The organism is Halomonas sp. A020 (assembly GCF_027943625.1).
Lineage (GTDB): Bacteria > Pseudomonadota > Gammaproteobacteria > Pseudomonadales > Halomonadaceae > Vreelandella > Vreelandella piezotolerans.
In genome coordinates this window covers 531022-550847 of record NZ_AP022850.1, presented here as the reverse complement: position 1 = coordinate 550847, position 19826 = coordinate 531022, and the positions used below count along the sequence as shown (strand labels likewise).

Annotated in this window: 18 protein-coding genes; 3 read left to right on the top strand and 15 right to left on the bottom strand. The window is 60.1% G+C overall.

The features are described 5' to 3' along the window. Nucleotides 1–45 precede the first annotated feature (45 nt). Entirely contained in the window at nt 46–2343 is a 2298-nt protein-coding gene (gene metE, locus FRH_RS02505) for a 5-methyltetrahydropteroyltriglutamate--homocysteine S-methyltransferase (protein ID WP_219861762.1), read from the top strand. 52 nt (nt 2344–2395) lie between these two features. Here metE and ppk1 read toward each other — a convergent pair whose 3' ends face one another. Next, entirely contained in the window at nt 2396–4603 is a 2208-nt protein-coding gene (gene ppk1, locus FRH_RS02500) for a polyphosphate kinase 1 (RefSeq protein WP_139526329.1), read from the bottom strand. A gap of 122 nt (nt 4604–4725) precedes the next feature. Beyond that, a complete protein-coding gene (hemB, locus tag FRH_RS02495) occupies nt 4726–5733 on the bottom strand; it encodes a porphobilinogen synthase (RefSeq protein WP_139526330.1) in 1008 nt (335 codons plus the stop codon). 157 nt (nt 5734–5890) lie between these two features. Here hemB and elbB point away from each other — a divergent pair, with 157 nt between their 5' ends. Then, nucleotides 5891–6550, top strand: a complete 660-nt coding sequence (gene elbB / locus FRH_RS02490; RefSeq protein WP_281997687.1) for an isoprenoid biosynthesis glyoxalase ElbB — start codon at nt 5891–5893, stop codon at nt 6548–6550. A gap of 102 nt (nt 6551–6652) precedes the next feature. Here elbB and tatC read toward each other — a convergent pair whose 3' ends face one another. The 13 genes from tatC to FRH_RS02425 form a co-directional block, all read right to left on the bottom strand. After that, nucleotides 6653–7426, bottom strand: coding sequence for a twin-arginine translocase subunit TatC (tatC, locus tag FRH_RS02485; protein ID WP_139526332.1), 774 nt, complete (start codon nt 7424–7426; stop codon nt 6653–6655). Further along, nucleotides 7423–7845 carry a Sec-independent protein translocase protein TatB gene (gene tatB, locus FRH_RS02480; protein WP_219861760.1) on the bottom strand — a complete coding sequence of 141 codons (423 nt, stop codon included), beginning with the start codon at nt 7843–7845 and terminating at the stop codon, nt 7423–7425. Before tatB ends, tatC begins: the two co-directional genes overlap by 4 nt. Before the next feature lie 3 nt (nt 7846–7848). Then, nucleotides 7849–8121, bottom strand: coding sequence for a Sec-independent protein translocase subunit TatA (gene tatA / locus FRH_RS02475; protein ID WP_139526334.1), 273 nt, complete (start codon nt 8119–8121; stop codon nt 7849–7851). Nucleotides 8122–8145: 24 nt separating this feature from the next. After that, entirely contained in the window at nt 8146–8499 is a 354-nt protein-coding gene (locus FRH_RS02470; RefSeq protein ID WP_139526335.1) for a phosphoribosyl-ATP diphosphatase, read from the bottom strand. A 52-nt stretch (nt 8500–8551) separates the two neighbouring features. Then, on the bottom strand, nt 8552–10174 hold the full coding sequence (ubiB, locus tag FRH_RS02465; RefSeq protein ID WP_153842492.1) for a ubiquinone biosynthesis regulatory protein kinase UbiB: 1623 nt from the start codon (nt 10172–10174) through the stop codon (nt 8552–8554). Next, nucleotides 10171–10848, bottom strand: a complete 678-nt coding sequence (locus FRH_RS02460) for an SCP2 sterol-binding domain-containing protein (protein WP_139526337.1) — start codon at nt 10846–10848, stop codon at nt 10171–10173. The genes ubiB and FRH_RS02460 overlap by 4 nt, the downstream gene beginning before the upstream one ends. A 22-nt stretch (nt 10849–10870) precedes the next feature. Beyond that, nucleotides 10871–11626, bottom strand: coding sequence for a bifunctional demethylmenaquinone methyltransferase/2-methoxy-6-polyprenyl-1,4-benzoquinol methylase UbiE (ubiE, locus tag FRH_RS02455; RefSeq protein ID WP_139526338.1), 756 nt, complete (start codon nt 11624–11626; stop codon nt 10871–10873). Nucleotides 11627–11747: 121 nt separating this feature from the next. Then, nucleotides 11748–12131 carry a DUF971 domain-containing protein gene (locus FRH_RS02450; protein ID WP_139526339.1) on the bottom strand — a complete coding sequence of 128 codons (384 nt, stop codon included), beginning with the start codon at nt 12129–12131 and terminating at the stop codon, nt 11748–11750. Between the two features lie 85 nt (nt 12132–12216). Continuing rightward, nucleotides 12217–13539, bottom strand: a complete 1323-nt coding sequence (gene hslU / locus FRH_RS02445; protein WP_139526340.1) for an ATP-dependent protease ATPase subunit HslU — start codon at nt 13537–13539, stop codon at nt 12217–12219. Between the two features lie 9 nt (nt 13540–13548). After that, nucleotides 13549–14082, bottom strand: coding sequence for an ATP-dependent protease subunit HslV (gene hslV / locus FRH_RS02440; protein WP_139526341.1), 534 nt, complete (start codon nt 14080–14082; stop codon nt 13549–13551). Between the two features lie 168 nt (nt 14083–14250). Beyond that, nucleotides 14251–15015, bottom strand: a complete 765-nt coding sequence (locus FRH_RS02435) for an SPOR domain-containing protein (protein WP_139526342.1) — start codon at nt 15013–15015, stop codon at nt 14251–14253. Nucleotides 15016–15018: 3 nt separating this feature from the next. Then, complete coding sequence (argS, locus tag FRH_RS02430) at nt 15019–16704, bottom strand: arginine--tRNA ligase (RefSeq protein ID WP_139526343.1); 1686 nt, start codon at nt 16702–16704, stop codon at nt 15019–15021. Between the two features lie 107 nt (nt 16705–16811). Beyond that, nucleotides 16812–19193, bottom strand: a complete 2382-nt coding sequence (locus FRH_RS02425; protein ID WP_139526344.1) for a primosomal protein N' — start codon at nt 19191–19193, stop codon at nt 16812–16814. 19 nt (nt 19194–19212) lie between these two features. On the opposite strand from FRH_RS02425, the gene rpmE reads away from it, so the two are divergent. Next, nucleotides 19213–19428, top strand: a complete 216-nt coding sequence (gene rpmE, locus FRH_RS02420; RefSeq protein ID WP_139526345.1) for a 50S ribosomal protein L31 — start codon at nt 19213–19215, stop codon at nt 19426–19428. Nucleotides 19429–19826 lie beyond the last annotated feature (398 nt).

The window sequence follows — 19826 nt, the reverse complement described above, 5'->3', positions numbered from 1 at the left end:
CGGTGCTCAAACTGTGTGAAATCATTCACGTTGGAAGGATTCATCATGACAGTGTCGCATATTCTCGGCTATCCCCGTATCGGAGCACAGCGCGAGCTGAAAAAAGTCACTGAAGCCTACTGGAAGGGCGAGGTCCGTCGCGATGAGCTGGAAGCCGCAGGTCAAGCACTGCGTCTTGCCCACTGGCAAGCCCAGCAGGCGGCCGGCTTGGACATGGTCAGCGTGGGTGACTTCGCCTTTTACGATCAAGTGCTAAACGTCTCCGTGTTGCTAGGGGCGGTGCCTGGCCGCTTTCAGGCTGAGGATGAAGTGAACGCAGGCTGTATCGACCTGGATACCGCCTTTCGTATGGCCCGTGGCCGCGCACCGAGCGGTACGCCAGCGGCCGCTTGTGAAATGACCAAATATTTCGATACCAACTACCACTACCTAGTGCCGGAACTGCATCGTGACCAGACGTTTACCTTAGCCTCCTCGCGGCTGTTTGACGAGGTGGATGAAGCGTTGAAAGCGGGCTTTACGCCCAAAGTGACGCTAATCGGCCCACTGACTTGGCTATGGTTGGGTAAAGCCAAGGGGAGCGAGTTCGACCGCCTCGACCTGCTCGATAGCGTTTTGGACGTTTACAGCGAGGCACTGTCCCGCCTAGCGACGCAAGGCGTCGAGTGGGTGCAACTCGATGAGCCTGCGCTGGTACAGGATTTGCCGCTCTCCTGGCAGCAGGCTTACGAGCGTGCCTACTATCGCTTACAGTCGACACCGCTGAAGCTGTTGGTCGCCACGTACTTCGGTTCGCTGGGCGATAACCTTCCGCTCGCGACGCGGTTGCCGGTGGAGGGGCTACACATCGATGCCGTGCGAGCTCCTGAGCAGGTGGCGGATGTGATTGATCGGTTGAGCCCCCAGCAGGTACTGTCGGTGGGGTTGGTCGATGGACGGAACATCTGGCGCGCTGACTTGGCCACGCTGCGCGAGCGGTTGCTACCACTGAAAGTGCGGCTAGGTAAGCGGTTGTGGCTCGCGCCTAGCTGCTCGCTGCTTCACGTGCCGGTCGACCTGCGTCAAGAGACCGAGCTGGACGCCGAGCTTTTGAACTGGCTGGCGTTTGCCCGCCAAAAGCTGGATGAGGTGGTGACGCTAGCGCGGCTGATCGATAACCGCGCCACGCCGGAGGATGAGCAGCGGTTGAGCGATGCCACCCGTGCGCTGGATGCACGGCGCGAGTCGCCGCGTACCCGCCAGCCCGCCGTGGGCGAGCGTTTGGCCGCCGTGACGTCCGCAGATAGCCAGCGTCAGTCACCCTACGTCGAGCGCACACAGGCCCAGCGACGGCTGCTGGCACTGCCTCTGTTTCCCACCACCACGATTGGCTCCTTCCCGCAGACGGATGCCATCCGTGCTGCACGTCGGGCGTTCAAAGCGGGTGAGCTCAGTCAGACGGACTACGAAGCGAAGATGCGCGAAGAGATCGCCCACGCGGTAGCGCGCCAGGAAGCGCTCGGCTTGGACGTGTTGGTGCACGGTGAAGCCGAGCGTAACGACATGGTGGAGTACTTTGGCGAGCAGCTCGACGGTTTTGCGTTTACCCGCTTTGGCTGGGTGCAAAGCTACGGCACCCGTTGTGTGAAGCCGCCGATCATCGTGGGCGACGTATCGCGGCCTACGCCGATGACCGTGCGCTGGAGCGAGTATGCCCAGTCGCTGACCCAAACGCCGATGAAGGGCATGTTGACTGGGCCGGTGACGATCTTGCAATGGTCGTTCGTGCGCGACGATCAGCCCCGTGCGACCACCTGCCGCCAAATTGCTCTGGCCCTGCGGGATGAAGTTTGCGATCTGGAAGCAGCGGGCATCTCTATTATTCAAATCGACGAACCGGCGCTGCGCGAGGGGCTGCCGCTTCGCCAGAGCGAGTGGCAAACGTATCTGAATTGGGCCGTCGAGAGCTTTCAACTGAGTGCTGCCGGGGTAGCCGACAGTACCCAGATCCATACTCACATGTGCTACTCGGAATTCAACGATATCATCGGCGCCATTGCCGCGCTGGATGCCGACGTAATCACCATCGAGACATCGCGTTCGGACATGCAACTGCTGGATGCGTTTCAGGACTTTGCCTATCCCAATGAAATCGGGCCAGGTGTCTACGATATACACTCGCCGAATATTCCCGATATAGCGTGGATGGTGTCACTCATGGAGAGAGCGTTGAAGAAAATCCCAGCCGAACGGCTATGGATCAACCCGGACTGCGGATTGAAAACCCGCCGCTGGGCCGAAGTCGAGCCTGCATTGGCCAATATGGTCGAGGCTGCCTTGCAGCTACGCCAGCGCTACGCCTAGATCCAACACCTCTCACCTTCGCCCCGCTGCGTACCACAGCGGGGCGTTGTCGTCAGCTCTTCGACGCGTAGGCGTATAGCAACGTTTCCTGAGCGCTAATCGCGTCGCCGCTACCAGGGTCCTGTAGCTGGTAGCTGCCGTCACTCTGTAACAGCCAGCTCTGGCAGTTATCCACGAGGTACGTTTCCAGGTCTTTGCGTACCCGGGTGGCCAGTTTCTTATCCAGCAGCGGAAAGCAGGTTTCGACCCGGTGGAACATGTTGCGCGACATGAAATCCGCGCTGGAGCACCAGATTTCCGGTTTGCCGTCGTTGTGGAAGTGAAATACTCGGGTATGTTCGAGAAAACGACCAATGATCGAGCGGACGCGTATGTTGTCCGACACGCCCGGAATACCCGGTTTCAAGCAGCACATGCCACGAATGATCAAATCGCACTCCACGCCCGCTTGCGATGCGCGGTACAGCGCCTTGATCAACTTGGGCTCGGTCAACGAGTTGCATTTGATGATGATATGGCCACGTTTGCCCTTACGCGCCACCTGAGCCTCGCGGTCGATCATCTCGACGAGGCGTTCGTGTAACGTAAAGGGTGCGTGTAACAGCGTATCGATCTTACGCGCCCGGCCCATACCGGAAAGCTGCTGAAAGACTTTATGCACGTCGGCACACAGTGTCTGGTTAGCGGTCAGCAGGCTGTAATCGGTGTAGAGCTTGGCCGTCTTGGAGTGGTAGTTGCCGGTGCCCAGGTGCGCGTAGTGGCGCAGCTCGCCTTTTTCGCGGCGCACGATATGCAGCATCTTGGCGTGGGTTTTGTACGCCATGATGCCGTAAATCACGATCGCACCCGCTTCCTGCAGGCGTGACGCTAGCTGCAGGTTATCCGCCTCGTCGAAGCGCGCCCGCAGCTCGATCACCACAGTGACTTCTTTGCCCTGGCTGGCGGCATCCACCAGGGCACTGACGATGGGCGATTCGGAGCCGGTGCGGTAAAGCGTTTGTTTGATGGCCAATACGTCGGGGTCACGGGCTGCTTCACGCAGCAGGTCTTCGATAGGCGAGAAGGATTGGAAGGGATGGTGCAGCAAGATATCGTTTTTAGCGATGGCGCTGAACAAGCTGCCGCCTTTCAGCACCTTGGGTACGCTGGGGGTGAACGGGCGGTAGAGCAGTTCGGGACGGTCGACATCGCCCAGCACGGCCATCATTCGGGTCAAGTTTACGGGTCCCTGGACGCGATAAAGATCGCCGCTTTCTAGGTCGAATTGGCGCAGGAGGAAGTCGATCAAATCGTCTGGGCAGTTGTCGGCGACTTCCAAACGCACACCGCTGCCGTAGCGCCTGGCCAACAGCTCACCGCGCAGGGCTGAGGCTAGATCGGACACTTCTTCGGGGTCGACCGTCATGTCCGCGTTACGGGTCAGGCGGAACTGATAGCAGCCCCGCACGCGCATACCGGGAAAGAGCTCCTCGGCGTGTGCATGAATCATCGATGACAAGAAGACGTACTCGGAGAAGCCTTCGGCGCACAGCTCTTTGGGCAGTGCCATCAGTCGCGGTAATGAGCGCGGGGCGGGTAGAATCGCCATGCCCCCTGAGCGGCCAAAGGCATCTTTGCCTTCCAGCTCGACGATGAAATTGAGGCTCTTGTTGACCAGTCTCGGAAAGGGATGGGAGGGGTCGAGGCCAATGGGGCTGATGACCGGCATGATTTCGTTATCGAAAAAGTCACGTACCCAGGCCTTTTGCTTGTCATTCCACTGATCGCGACGGCGAAAACGCAGCCCCTGAGCCTCCAGCGCGGGCAGCAGCGTGTCGTTGAGAATCTCGTACTGACGGGCAATCTGCTGGTGAGCGACCTCGGAGATCTCGGCCAATACGGCTTTTGGTAAGCGGCCATCGGCGGCGGTGGTGTCGTCGCCCAGGGCCATCTGGTGCTTGAGCCCGGCGACGCGAATTTCGAAGAACTCATCCATGTTGGAGGAGAAGATGAGCAGGAACATCAGCCGGTTGAGTAGCGGGTGGGCGTCGTCCAACGCCTGCTCCAAGACACGGATATTGAACTGTAGGTGTGACAGCTCGCGATTGAAGTAGAGCTGCGGGTCGTCCAAATCGGCTTCGACATGCGACTCTTTGGCCTGTACACCCGTGGGGGTGCGGTTGATGCGCAGCGGCACGATATCGACGTCGCTGCTCGATGTCTCACTGGGCGGTAACGTCGACGATAGTGTCGACGTGGAATCTGTTGCGTTGTCGTCCATGGTTGCCCCCGCAGTCGTGGTACTGGCCCATCATAGCGTTATAGCGTTCATTAAAGCAGTATGCGGGGGAAAGATGACAAACGAGTGTCACTCGGTTGTCATCTAAAGGGCATAAACGTCGCTCAGCGCTGCAGTAGACGTGCGGCCTCCAATGCAAAGTAGGTCAAAATACCGTCGGCCCCCGCCCGCTTGAAGCACATCAGCGACTCCAGAATCACCGGCTCGGCCTCCAGCCAGCCGTTGTCGAAGGCGGCTCGGTGCATGGCGTATTCGCCACTCACTTGGTAAGCAAAGGTGGGCACCTGCAGCTCGCTTTTGACCCGACGCACCACGTCTAGGTAGGGCATACCCGGCTTGACCATCACCATATCGGCGCCTTCGGCGATGTCCATGGCCACTTCGTGCAACGCTTCGTCACCGTTGGCGGGATCCATCTGGTAGGTGCGTTTGTCCGCCTTGCCAAGGTTGGTTGCCGAGCCGACCGCATCGCGGAAGGGGCCGTAGTAGTTTGAGGCGTACTTGGCGCTGTAGGCCATAATGCGCACGTTGTGCAGGTGTTCTTGCTCTAGCACTTGGCGAATGGCACCAATGCGACCATCCATCATATCGGAGGGTGCGACTACGTCAGCGCCTGCTTCGGCATGGGAGAGCGCTTGTTTGAGCAGCGTATCGACGGTGCGGTCGTTTTGAACGTAGCCGTGCTCATCGAGAATGCCATCCTGACCGTGGCTGGTGTAGGGGTCCAGGGCTACATCGGTAATGATGCCCAGCTCCGGTAGCGCCTGCTTGAGTGCGCGCACGCTGCGCTGAACTAGCCCGTTGGCGTTGTAGGCTTCTTCGGCCAGTTCGCTTTTTTGCTCGGCGCCAATGACGGGGAATAGCGCCAGCGCGGGAATGCCCAGCGCATACGCCTCTCGGGCCTGCTCGATGAGTAGATCGATCGAGAGCCGCTCGACGCCAGGCATGGAAGCCACCGCTTCACGCTGATTTTCGCCTTCCAGAACGAAGACCGGTAGGATCAAGTCATTGGGCGTCAGCGTCGACTCTTGCATCAAGCGGCGCGAAAAATCGTCCCGGCGCATGCGGCGCATCCGGGTGGCGGGGAAGTGGCGTGGGGTTGAGGTAGTCAACGGCTCTCTCCAAGCAGTAGCTATGTGGGTGCCTTGTCTAAGGCTTGCTGTGAGTATATCAGCCATGCCATGCAGCGAAAGCCGCCTTGTGGCGGCGATGGAGACTGTCTAAAGTGAGCCATTCAGCCGCACGAATGGCTCACTCAAGGAGATAAACATGACAAAGCAGGTAGCGGTCGTATTGGCGGGGTGTGGCGTCTTCGATGGCTCGGAAATCTATGAGACGACGCTGACGCTGTTGCGTTTGGATCAATTGGGTATCGGCTATCGCTGTTTTGCCCCGGACGTAGCGCAACATCATGTGATCAACCATTTGGACCAGTCGCCAGTGGAGGGGGAGAGCCGCAACGTGCTGCAGGAATCGGCCCGTTTGGCGCGTGGTGATATCAGCCCGATTAACGAGCTGGAGGCCGACGATTTCGATGCAGTCATCGTGCCGGGTGGTTTTGGGGTCGCCAAAAATCTCTCTGACTTTGCCATGCAGGGCGACAGCATGCAGGTCTTGGAGAGCGTGAAAGAAGCGCTTGCCGGCTTCAAAGAAGACGCCAAGCCCATCGGCTTGATGTGTATTGCTCCGGTAATGGTGCCGCGCCTGTTGGGCGATGGGATTGCCGTGACCGTTGGCCATGATCCGGGCGTGTCGGGGGCGATCAGCGCTATGGGTGGTCTGCATCGTAGTTGCGGCGTGGAAGATATTGTCGTGGATCACGAGCACCGGGTGGTCACGACCCCGGCGTACATGCTCGCCACGCGTATTAGCGAAGCCGCGACGGGGATTTTCAAGCTGGTGGATCGTATCGATGAAATGATGGAGTGAGGGGCACACTAGCGCATGCGCGGGGCCACTCGTAGTGAAAAAGCCTCTGTCATCGTGGGATGGCAGAGGCTTTTTAGTGGAACGTCGCAAGGGCGATGACGCCTACTCGTCGGTGTCGGCCTCTGCGCGGCGTTTGCGTACCAGGCGGCCAAACAGCAGGCCGACTTCGTAAAGCAGATACATGGGAATGGCCAGCAGGCTTTGTGAGATGACATCCGGCGGCGTCAGCAGCATGCCGATCACGAAGCAACCCAGCACGATATAAGGACGCTTTTTGGAGAGGCTCTCGACGGTGGTAGCGCCGGACAAAATCAGTAGAAACGTGGCAATGGGAATTTCGAAGGCGACCCCAAAGGCAAAGAACAGCTTCAAGACGAAATTGAGATACTGGTTGATGTCGGTCATCACCGCGACGTTTTCCGGGCCGGTTTGCGTGAAGAACTCGAACAGCAGCGGAAACACCACGTAGTAGGCAAAGGCTGCACCGGCATAAAACAGCGCCACGCTGGAGACCAAAATGGGAATGGCCAGCATTTTCTCGTTGTCGTACAGCCCCGGCGCCACGAACGCCCAGGCTTGATGCAAGACGAACGGAATGGCGATGAAGACGGCCACCACCAGGGTCAGCTTGAACGGCGCCAAGAACGGCGACGCCACCTCGGTGGCGATCATCTGCGAGCCTTCCGGCAGCAGCGACATTAACGGATCCGCCACGAAGCTGTAGATGTCATTGGCAAACGCGTACAGCCCGAGAAACACCACCAGGATTACCACGACGGCTTTCATCAAACGCGAACGCAGCTCGATCAGGTGCTCAATGAGAGGCGCTTGGCTTTGGTCGTTGTGCGGCTCCTGAGAATCGCCAGACATGCTCATTGGGGGTTGCTATCCTTATGATGATCGGCTGTTTTAGTGGCAGGGGTATCTTCTTCTTCGCGCACCGTTTTGAGCGCGTCGTCCAGCCGGGCGCTGGCGTTAGCCACACGCTGCTCGGTTGCCTGTTGGCGCTTGGTCGTCTGACCGCTAGGCTCGGGAGACTCGGCAATGCTCTCCACGTCCTGCTTGGCTTTCTTCAAGCTATCATCGAGCTTTTTCTGCTGCTCGTTCAGCTTTTGGCGCAGCTCTTCTGCCTCCAACTGGGCGCTGATCTCACGCTGCATGCCGGATACCGTACGCTTGATCTTGCCGATCCATAGCCCCGTCGTGCGTGCTGCTTTGGGAAGCCGCTCAGGGCCGAGCACCAGCAGCGCCACGATGCCAATGAGCATGAGTTCAAGGAAACCGATATCCAGCATGGCTTATTTGCGCTCTTCGTCGCGGTCGGCAGCGGCGCGTTTCTCTTCGGCCTGCACGTCGTAGGTGTTGCCGGTGTCTTCGTGGCTCACCTTGGCTTGAGGCTGATCGGCATCCTTCTTGTCGCCCTCTTTCTCCTCTTCGTGCATGGCTTTCTTGAAGCCTTTGACGGCACCGCCTAGGTCGGTGCCCACGTTACGTAGTTTTTTGGTGCCGAAAATCAGGATGATGATGCCCAGAACAATCAGCAACTGCCAAATACTGATACCACCTAACATATGCATTTCCTCATGGGAGCAGGGTTAACGTTGTGATCGGGATGCTTTCTCGTCGTGACCTGAGACCCCGAACCGTCGAGCGAGCTCATCGAGTACTCGCTGGTGGTCGAGATCCAGATGCGACAGCATGACAAGGCTATGAAACCACAGGTCGGCCGTTTCGGCGATCAACGCTTCACGGGCCTCGTCGCTGCCGTGCTCGGCGTCCTTGGCGGCCAGCAGCGTTTCGGTCGCTTCTTCACCGACTTTTTCGAGTATCTTGTTCAAACCCTTATGATGCAAGGAGGCAACATAAGAATCTTCTGGATTGGCGTGGCGACGCTGCTTTAAAACCTCAGCAAGGGCGTCGAGTACGGGAGCGTGGTTAGCGTCGGTCATGGTGTTCTCTTTATCGATCGGCGGCGTCGTTTCGTCAAGTGATGTCAGCGTATCAATGCCATAACAGGAGGAGTAAGCCCGCTCCAGCGGCGGCTAGGATCGGCCAGTCCTGGGTAGCGGCCCAACTGCTGAGCGGCTGCCAGGCCAGGGCAATGGCGACCAAGGCCAAGCCAATGCGTAAACGGTGCTGACGTTTGCTTTGCTGGCTCATTTGGCGGCGCATCTGACTAATCGCCGTGACCTGCTGATGGCGCTGGCGGTGTTCGTGCTCCATACGGCTCAGCGCTTGATGGGCCAGCACCGGCAGCTCGGGCAGTTGATGCGACAGCTCTGGCGCTTGGCGCTTGAGCGATTGCCACAGGCCACCAATGCCTGCCCGCTCTTTCATCCACTTTTCTAGATAGGGCTTGGCGGTGCTCCAGAGATCCAGCTCCGGGTAGAGCTGGCGGCCCAGACCTTCGATATTGAGCAACGTTTTTTGTAGCAGCACCAGCTGCGGCTGCACTTCCATATTGAAGCGTCGGGCGGTCTGGAACAGTCCGAGCAGCACCTGTCCAAACGAGATGTCCTTGAGCGGCTTTTCCAAAATGGGCTCGCATACCGTACGAATGGCGGCGGCAAACTCGTTGGCGCGGGTGTTTTCACCGACCCACCCCGACTCGATGTGCAGCGCGGCGACTTCGTAGTAATCCTGATGAAAAAATGCGAGCAGGTTACGCGCCAAGTAGTCCTGATCTTCCCGAGTGAGGCTGCCGACGATACCGCAGTCGATGGCGATATATTGCGGATCCTCTGGGTCGTCGCAGTTCACGAAGATGTTGCCGGGGTGCATGTCGGCATGGAAAAAGTTATCGCGAAATACCTGGGTGAAGAAGATTTCCACCCCGCGCTCGGCGAGCTTTTTCAGGTTCGTACCCCGTGCGATGAGCGTCTCCAGGTCGGCGACCGGGACGCCGCGAATACGCTCCTGCACCATGACGTGGCGACGGGTGTAGGGCCAATAGATCGTCGGTACGAATAGCAGCGGTGAGTCTTTGAAATTACGCTTGAGCTGGGAGGTGTTGGCGGCTTCTTTATAGAGATCCAGCTCGTCGAACAGCGTGGCCTCGTAATCGCGGATCACTTCGACCGGCCGTAAGCGTCGGGCGTCGGGCACTTTGGCCAGCAGCTTGGCCACTTGGTACATCAAGCCCATGTCTTGGCGCATGATGCGGTCGATGCCGGGGCGAATGATTTTGACCACCACATCCTCGCCGCTGTGCAACGTGGCGGCGTGGACTTGGGCAATCGAGGCCGAGGCCAGTGGAACGCGTTCGAAGGCGGCAAAGGCCTCCGGCAGCGTCATGTCGAGCTCTTTCTCCACCCTTGCAGCGGCCAGCTCGCCAGGGAAGGGCGGCACTTGGTCCTGCAAACGCTTTAGCTCGTCGGCGATGTCTTCCGGCAGCAAGTCCCGGCGGGTAGAGAGCATCTGACCGAACTTGATGAAAATCGGTCCCAGCGCCTCCAGTGCCAAACGCAAACGCTCGCCACGGCTTCGCTGCCCAACGGGTACCAACTGCAGCGGGGACAGTTTGAGCAGTAGGCGTATCCATAGCGGCAAGCGCTCGGCGGGAATCAAGGTATCCAATCGGTGCCGCGTGACGACCCAGACGATTTTAAACAGCCGCAGGCTCATCCGCGCTGCTCCTTAGGCGTTGAAGGCTTAGGCGTTGAGGGCGCTGCTGGTTGGGTCAGCCGCTTATGCAAGCGTGCTAGCCGTGCTTCCAGTCGGTCGGTGGCGATCTCTAGTTCGGTCAGATGGTCGCGCAGCACGTCGCGCTGTTGGCGGCCGGGCAGTAGGCGAGCCTCCTCAAAGACATACTCCGAGACATCCTGCAGCAGCTCGTCTTTGGCACGCAGTCCCCAGCGTGCGGCGCGGCGAATCCCTTCTGCCAGCGAGTGGGCGGGTATATCGCCCAGCCAGTGGGCCAGCTCGCCCTCCCAGTCGATATCCAGATCGAACAGCAGATCGCGCGTTGCCTCCAGCAGATGGAGACGGCCGCGCACGGCGAGCTTGCCATCGAACATCAGCCGTTCGATGGACGCGCCGCTCAGCCATTCGGAGAGCGTTTCGGGGGTCAGTTCCACCACGGCATCGACATCGGTTTCCTCCACCTCATCGCCGTGCTGTAGGTCGATGCCTGACACGTGATAGCAGATCAATAGCGCGAGGTGGGGCTTCTCCAGTCGAATCAGCAAGCGGCTGCCCGCTAGCGTCGCCAAACGGTTAGGCGCCGCAGGGTCTCGGGAAAGCAGGGCATTGATCGTGCGTTCACATCCGGCCAACAGCAGGGTCGGGGTGACTAGCATACTGACCTCATGTTCCAAGGGGTCATAGTTTGATGCCACGGTGGAGGGCAACGATACCACCGGTCAGGTTGGTGTACTCCACCCGCTCCAGGCCAGCGCTCTCCATCATGCCCTTGAGCGTCTCTTGATCCGGGTGCATGCGAATCGACTCGGCCAAATAGCGGTAGCTCTCGCCATCTCCCGCGACCAGTTCGCCCATTTTGGGGAGCAAGCGGAAGGAGTATTCGTCGTAGGCTTTGGAGAGCAGCGGGTTATTGGGTTTGGAGAATTCCAGCACTAGCAAGCGCCCGCCTGGCTTGAGTACCCGCGCCATGGAGCGCAGCGCCGCATCTTTATCGGTGACGTTACGCAGGCCAAAGGCGATGGTGATGCAGTCGAACGTGTTGTCGGGGAAGGGCAGGCACTCGGCATTGGCCTGCACGTACTCGACGTTACCCCCCACACCGTTATCCATCAGTTTATCGCGACCGACGTTGAGCATGGAGGCGTTGATGTCGGCCAGCACCACTTTGCCACGTGGGCCGACGAGACGGGAAAACTTGAGGGTAAGATCGCCGGTGCCGCCCGCAATGTCGAGCACCTGATGCCCTGGGCGGACGCCTGCACGCTCGATGGTCAGCCGCTTCCACACGCGGTGGATGCCCATGGACATCAGGTCGTTCATCACGTCGTAACGAGCGGCCACCGAGTGAAAGACGTCAGCCACGCGGGAGGCTTTTTCGTCGACCGGCACCTCTTGGTAGCCAAAATGGGTAGTGCGCTTTTCCGTGGGGCTCATGGGGCTCTGGCTCCCGAGTTCGAGGCGTTAGTTGTCGACCGTTAGGTCATCGCAAGTCATGGTTGGCAACATTGTAGCCTTCTCGACCCCGATTTGTCTGCGCTGCACCTGGGGCACCGCGTCACAGCTGTTTGAATTGAATGCCTGCAGGCTCACGGGAAGCGCCTGCCGCTTCCAAGCGTTCGAGATAATTTTGCCAATAAGCGTCTTGGTGGGTGGCCAGGTCGAAGAGGTAGTTCCAACTGTACAAGCCGCTATCGTGGCCGTCGTCGAAGTGCAGCTTGAGGGCGTAATTACCAGCTTGGGTGATATTTTGTAACCCAACGTCTTTTTTGCCTACCTGCAGAATGGCCGTATCGCCGCCGTGACCCCGCACTTCGGCAGAAGGGGAGTAGACCCGTAACAGTTCAACGGGGAGCCGGTACGTCTCGCCACTGGCGTAGCCAAGCTCCAGCTCACGTGCCTGCTTATGGTAGTGAACCCGAGTGGGTGTGGGGGCGTTCATGGATATAGCACCTCGTAACGATCAATCGCAAAGGCCGCCTACCCGTCAAGCGGGAAGGCGACCGGGGCTCTACCGATAGTGGCGCTTACAGAATGTAGCGCGACAGATCCTCATCGACCGCCAGTTCGCCGAGCTGAGCGTTGACGTAATCGCTATCGATCACCAGCGGGCTATCCATGTCGCCTCCCTTGAACGACGCCTCTTCGAGCAGACGCTCCATCACCGTGTGCAAACGGCGAGCGCCGATGTTTTCGGTACCTTCGTTCACTTGCCAGGAGATCTCGGCAATACGCTCGATGCCGTCGGGCGTGAATTCGACGTCGAGCCCTTCGGTGGCCAGCAGCGCTTGATACTGTTTGGTCAGCGAGGCGGAAGGCTCGGTGAGAATTCGCTTGAAGTCGCCCGGTGTGAGCGCATCCAGCTCGACGCGGATGGGTAGGCGACCCTGCAGTTCTGGAATCAGGTCCGACGGGCGCGACAGGTGGAAAGCCCCAGAAGCGATGAACAGGATGTGGTCGGTTTTGACCATGCCGTACTTGGTCGATACCGTCGAGCCTTCGATCAGTGGCAGCAGGTCGCGCTGCACGCCTTCACGAGATACCTCGCCACCGCTGGATTGACCGCTGCCCTTGGCGACCTTGTCGATCTCGTCCAGGAAGACGATGCCGTGCTGTTCGACGGCTTCCACCGCGCGGGCTTTGATCTCTTCTTCGTTGACCAGTTTGCCGGCCTCTTCATCACGTAGCAGCACCAGCGCCTCTTTGACGGTCACGCGGCGCTGCTCGCGCTTCTGCTGCCCCATGTTGGAGAACAGGCTCTGCAGCTGGCTGGTCATCTCTTCCATGCCCGGTGGGGTCATGATGTCGATACCCTGGCCTTGCGACGAGATTTCGATATCGATCTCTTTATCATCCAATTGGCCTTCGCGCAGCTTTTTGCGGAAGCTCTGGCGCGTACTGCTCTCTTCGCGCGACTTGTCTTCCTGGCCACGGGGCGGCGGTAGCAGCGCGTCGAGCACACGGTCTTCGGCGGCGTCTTCGGCGCGATGGCCCACTTCCTCTTTGGCGTGCTCACGAACCATCTTGATGGCGGCTTCCATCAGGTCGCGGATGATCGACTCGACGTCGCGGCCTACGTAGCCCACTTCGGTGAACTTGGTGGCTTCTACCTTGATGAACGGCGCACGGGCCAGCTTCGCCAGACGGCGAGCGATTTCAGTCTTGCCGACGCCGGTGGGACCAATCATCAAAATGTTTTTCGGCGTGACTTCCGGGCGCAACTCGTCATCGAGCTGCATGCGACGCCAGCGATTACGTAAGGCTATGGCCACGGCGCGCTTGGCATCCTGCTGGCCGATGATGTACTGGTCGAGCGCATGAACGATTTCGCGGGGTGTCATCTGAGTCATAAAGGGGCCTCAACGGTCGTTGATATTCAGCTCTTCGAGCGTCACGTGGTGATTGGTGAATACGCAGATGTCACCCGCGATGGCGAGGGATTTTTCGGTAATCTCACGTGCCGAAAGCTCGGTGTTTTCGAGCAGCGCACGGGCGCTGGCCTGAGCGTAGTTGCCGCCGGAGCCAATGGCGATGATGCCACGCTCGGGCTCGACCACGTCCCCGTTCCCAGTAATGATCAGCGAAGCGCTGTGGTCGGCGACCGCCAGCAGCGCTTCCAAACGGCGCAGGGCGCGGTCGGTGCGCCAATCTTTGGCGAGCTCGACTGCAGCTTTGGTCAAGTGGCCCTGGTACTTCTCGAGCTGCGCTTCGAAACGCTCGAACAGGGTAAACGCATCGGCGGTACCGCCGGCGAAACCGGCCAGCACCTTGCCGCGATATAGGCGGCGTACTTTGCTGGCATTACCCTTCATGACGGTGTTGCCGAGGGAAACTTGGCCGTCGCCTGCCAGGGCAACTTGATTACCGCGGCGAACGGAAACAATCGTGGTCATGGAGATAACTCCTTGGGGGAGGCGCGCTCCCGATGACTGATCGGCCGCACTGGGCGGCCGCATAAAAAGCGATTCCCAACAAAATGCGGGCGGCCGATAAAAAATCAACCGCCCGCAGGCGAAAGCCACCCAATAAAGCGTGGAGAGAGGCGAATAGCGCCTTGGGAATTAGTTCTGTAGCTGAATCAGCAGCGGCTCGATGCCTTGGGTGCTCATCAGGTCTTGGGCGCGGTTGAGCTCGCGAGTGTCGTCGTAAGGGCCGACCTGAACCCGGTGCCAGGTATCGCCGTTGGCTTGCACCTCGCTGATTTGCGCCAGCAAGCTCAGGTTGCGTAGGCGGCTGCGCAATTGTTCGGCATCACTGAGCTCTCGAAACGAGGCCGCCTGCAGCATGTAGCGGTTCGTTGCGCTGGCCGGTGATTGTTGGACGGCTGAGGCCTGGTCACTTGGACGCGTGTTGGCTGCAATGACCTGGGCAATGGGGTCGTCCGCCGCGCTTCCTGGGGTGCTTGCGGTACTTTCTGATGGGTCAGTAGTGGCCGTATCGCTCCCGGTGTCCTCGTCACTGGCTGCCACGGTGGGCGGTGTGACGTTGGAGGGAATGGCCCCGCCCGGCGCGATGACTTCGGTCTCGGGCAGCAGCGTGTAGAATTCGAAGGTGGGCATTGCCTGCTCGGCGGGCGTTTCCGTTTGCCGCGCGGCGCTGCGCTCATCGCTTCCTGCCGGTTTAGGCAGTACCGTGGCTTGAGGGGCTTCGCGCTGCTCTTGCCAAGGGGCCGTGCCGTGCTGATGCTGCGCCAGGAAGAAACCAGCGGCCACCCCGGCAATCCCCCATAGCCAGCCGGGTAGTCGTAGCCCGCCGCCGGAGCGGCGGGCCGACTTGCGCTGCGTAGTGGCTCCGCGGCGAGCGGGTTTGTTACGCGGGCTGGCCATGACTTACATCTCCTCTGGGGCGCTGACGCCCATCAGATCGAGACCGTTGCGCAGCACCTGGCGCACTGCCAAGCCCAGCGCCAAGCGGGTGTTGCGCAGGGTGTCGTCGTCGACCATCACTTTGACCGCGTTGTAGCAGGTGTGGAAGTCACCGGCCAAATCCAAAAGGTACTGGGCGACTTGCTGGGGCTCGCGGTTTTTGGCGGCGTGCTCTACCACCTCGGGATAGCGGGCCAAGCGGTTTAGCACCGCCTTTTCTTGATCGCTGTCGAGCAGTGCCAAATGGGCCGTGGCGATACCGTGATCGAAGGGGTGGCCAGCCTCTTCGGCTTTGCGCAGCATGCTGCACACCCGCGCGTGGGCGTACTGAATGTAGTAGACCGGGTTGTCGTTCGACTGCGAGCGGGCGAGGTCGATGTCAAAGGTCAGCTGAGAATCGGCGCGGCGCGCCGCCAGGAAGAAGCGCGTGGCATCGCGGCCGACTTCGTCGATCAGGTCGCGCACGGTGACGTAGCTGCCCGCCCGCTTCGAGAGCTTCACCTCGACCCCTGAGCGGGTGACCATCACCATTTGATGCAGCACGTAGTCGGGCCAACCCTTGGGGATGCCGACTTTGAGTGCCTGTAGACCCGCCCGCACCCGCGTCACGGTGGAGTGGTGATCGGCACCCTGCTCGTTGATGACGGTAGTGAAGCCGCGCTGCCACTTGTCGAGATGGTACGCCACGTCGGGAAGGAAGTAGGTGTAGCCCCCTTCGCGCTTGCGCATCACGCGGTCTTTGTCGTCACCGAAGTCGGTGGTGCGCAGCCACATGGCGCCGTCTTCTTCGTAGGTGTGGCCATTGGCAACCAGCTTCTCGACGGTGGCCTCGACCTTGCCGTCGTCGTACAGCGAGGACTCCAGGAAGTAGACGTCGAATTCGACGCCAAAGGCTTTGAGGTCGAGATCCTGCTCGCGACGCAGCCACGCTACGGCGAAGGCCTGGATGGCCTCCAGATCGTCGGCGTCGGCTTTGGCGGTCACTTCCCGGTCGTCGGCGGTGACGGTCTTGCCGGCCATGTAGTCGTTGGCGACGTCGATGATGTATTCGCCGCGATAGCCATCTTCTGGCCAGCTGGCATCGTCGGGGCCAAGCTGTTTGGCGCGGGCCTGAACGGAGAGCGCCAGGTTTTTGATCTGCGCGCCCGCGTCGTTGTAGTAAAACTCGCGGGTGACGTCATAGCCGGTGGCTTCCAGCAGGCGGCAGAGACAGTCGCCAATCGCTGCGCCACGTCCATGGCCCACGTGGAGCGGGCCGGTGGGGTTGGCGGAAACGAACTCCACCTGCACTTTTTCGCCCTTGCCGATCAGGCTGCGGCCGAAGGCGTCGCCGCTGTCCAGCACCTGCGCAACGATCTGTGCAGCGGCGTCGGCGGCGGCAAAGAAGTTGATGAACCCGGGGCCGGCAATCTCGGTTTTTTGAATGGCGTCGCTGGCGGGTAGGGCGGCGACGAGGGTGTCCGCCAGATCGCGGGGCTTCATGCCGGAGGGCTTGGCCAGCATCAGCGCGAGGTTGGTGGCGTAGTCGCCATGGGCCTTGTCTTTGGTCGGGTCCACTTTGATGGTGGGCGTTAAATCGTTGGGCAGCACGCCTTGGTGCTTGAGCGCGTCAACCGCGCCTTCGAGCAGAGAAATAATCGTATCTTTCATGTAAACATCCGGATGTCGTCGGTGGCGGCGTGTGCAGTCGCTAAGAGAATGCAGCGATAAGGCGGTCATTATCGGCAATTGGCGCGCAGTTTCAAAGCCGTATTCCCTTAGGCCAGGGTTTGTGGGTCGATGTCGATCGACCAGCGCACTTTGCGCGCCTCGCGGTGGGCGTCGAGCCACTGTACTAGCCAGTTGGCAGCGGCATGACGGTGGCTGCGTTTGTCTGCTACCAGCATGACATGCAGGTGATAGCGGTTTTGGCGGCGCTCCATGGGAGCGGGTACCGGGCCCAGGCAGCGGACCGGTACTCTGGCGTCGTTTAGCCACTGGCGCAGCGCTTGTGCCGCTTGCTGAGCCAGCGCAAGTGCTGCCTGCTCTTGGGGGCTCTCGATGCGTAGAAGCGCCATGAAGCTAAACGGCGGCAGTTTGGCGATACGTCGCTCCTCCAGCAGGCTGCGTGCCAGCGCGCCATAGCCGTGCTCGGCTAACTGGCCCAAGTGCGGGTCGTCGGGATGTAGGGTTTGCACCAGCACTCGTCCAGGGTGGGCCGCGCGGCCAGCACGACCCGCCACTTGCTCCAGTAGCTGGGCACTGTGCTCCAGGGCGCGGAAGTCAGCCGCATAGAGGCCGCCATCGGCGTTGACGACGACCACTAGCGTGACGTGGGGCAGATGATGGCCTTTTGCGAGCATTTGGGTGCCCACCAGCAGGCAGGGCTCGCCGCGCTGAATCTCTTTGAGCACCTGCTCGAAGCTCTCTTTTTTACGCGTGCTGTCGCGGTCGATGCGATGGACGGGCGTGTCAGGGAATAGCCCTTGAAGGGTCTCTTCGGTGCGCTCTGTACCGCTACCCAAGGCGCGTAAGTCGCCACTGCCGCACTCCGGGCAGGCATCGGGCAGCGCTCGGCGGCTGTCGCAGTGGTGGCAGGCCAGTAGCGGCGGCTGGCGGTGCAGTGTCATACGCGCATCGCACTGGCCGCATTCGGCCATCCAGCCGCAGCTATGACAAGCCAGGCTCGGCGCGAAGCCACGCCGGTTGATGAACACCAGCGCCTGTTTGCCCGCCGCAAGCGTGCTTTTGATCGCTTTGATGGCGCTGGGCAGCAGCCCGCCCTGACGGCGCTGGTGGCGCAGATCGATCAACTCCAGTTTGGCGGGCGGGTGGCGGCTGGGTCGTTGGGTCAGCCGTAGGTGGCGGTAAGCGCCCGTAAGCGCCTGCTGGAGGCTTTCAAACGAGGGCGTCGCACTGCCCAGCAGCAGCGGAATGCCGTGGTAGTGCGCTCTGGCAACGGCAAGGTCCCGTGCGTGATAGCGCAGCCCGTCATGCTGTTTATACGAGCCATCATGCTCTTCGTCGACGATGATTGCCCCAGGGTTCGCCAGCGGGGTGAAAATGGCCGAGCGGGTGCCGATGATCACCAGTGCACGGCCGTTGGCAGCGGCCTCCCAGACATCCAGACGCTCGGGGTCGGTAAGCCCGGAGTGAAGTGCCACCACCGGCACGCGAAAGCGGTTTTTGAAACGTGCAAGCGTTTGCGGCGTGAGGCCAATTTCGGGCACGAGCACTAGCGACTGTTTGCCTTTGGCGGCGAGCGCTTCGATGAGCTGTAGGTAAATCTCGGTTTTGCCGCTACCGGTCACGCCTTCCAATAAACAGGGGTGGTAGCCGTCGAGTTTTTCATGCAGTACGGCAAGCGCAGCGGCTTGTTCACGGTTGAGCGGCAGCGACGGGGAGGCGAGCAAGCTTCCGCCGGTGGGTTGCGCGGCAGTCAGAGTGATCTCCTGCGCCTCGGCAAAGCCCTTTTTGTGTAGCGCCAACAGCTGTTCCCGAGTGAAACCGTGGGCGTTGACGGCACGGCCAGGCAGGCCGTGCGGGTGCTGGCGAAGCAGAGCGTAGAGCGCCGCCTGCTTGGGCGCGCGCGTTAGAGCCGTGTCATCGTTGGGAAGCGGAAGCCACAGCGTTTGGGTACGGCCCGCCATCGGGTGTCCCTGGCGCAGCCTCGCGGGCATGGCGTGTTGCAACGTGTCGCCCAGGCTGTGCTGGTAGTAACGCGCCGCGAAGTGGCAGAGCCACTGCCAGTCGCTGGGCAGGGGGGCGTCATCCAGCGCTTCGCTGATGGCCCGTAGCTGCGCGCGGGGAAGTTCGCTGCCGGTAGCAAGCGACACCACCACGCCCACCACCTCTCGGCGGCCAAACGGCACTCGCACTCGAAGCCCTGGCTGCCAGCCACAGGCGGGCGCACGCGGTGCGGGAAGATAATCGAACAGGCGGCGCAGCGGCGAGGGTAGCGCCACTTTTAAGACCTGAAAAGCGCCTTGAGGCTGCCCCCATGTAGAGGACTTTGAAGAAACAGAGTCGGACAATTGGCCTCCGGCGATTAGTTTGCTAGAATGTGCGGCCGCTCTGAATCTATCGGATGGAGCGGTTAACCGGTTAGCAGTTTTTTCAAACCCGTATGCGGTGCCTGGCAACGGATCAGGTGGCGGCATATAGCTCATGAGGCTCAAGATGAAACAAGGTATCCACCCGAATTACAACACGGTCACCGCCAACTGTTCTTGCGGTGCAAGCTTCCAGGTCGGTTCTACCTCTGGTCAGGACTTCGCACTGGACGTGTGCTCTAACTGCCACCCGTTCTACACCGGCAAGCAGAAGCAAGCGACCACCGGTGGCCGTGTAGAGCGCTTCAACAAGCGTTTCGGCGCTGCTATCAAGCGCGGCTAATCCTAACGGATTCAGTCTATCGCAGGCACTTCGCGTGCCCTGTGCAAAAGCCCACGCTATGACGTGGGCTTTTTGCCCCTAGAGAACTAGGCTTTCATGGCAACGGCGAGTTCTTCGTTTACCCCCCCCGTCGCCAACCTTCAAAACGATTGATCTTCTTCTCCCCCGCGCTGTCTGCCCCTTTTCACGCTCTTCCCTCTGTCTCTCTTTTCCACAGGGTGCTCTTGCTGCCCGGGTGTGGATAACTGGTTTGCGCTGTTTGCTGGAATTAATTTCCAAAATTACTGCGATGCATCAATAAGGAAACCTTTATGGCTAATAGCGAGAAGCATAAGTTGCAGCAAATATCGCTTAAAAGTTCCGAAGTTGTTGGGAATGTAGCTAAAACGATCGTTTCG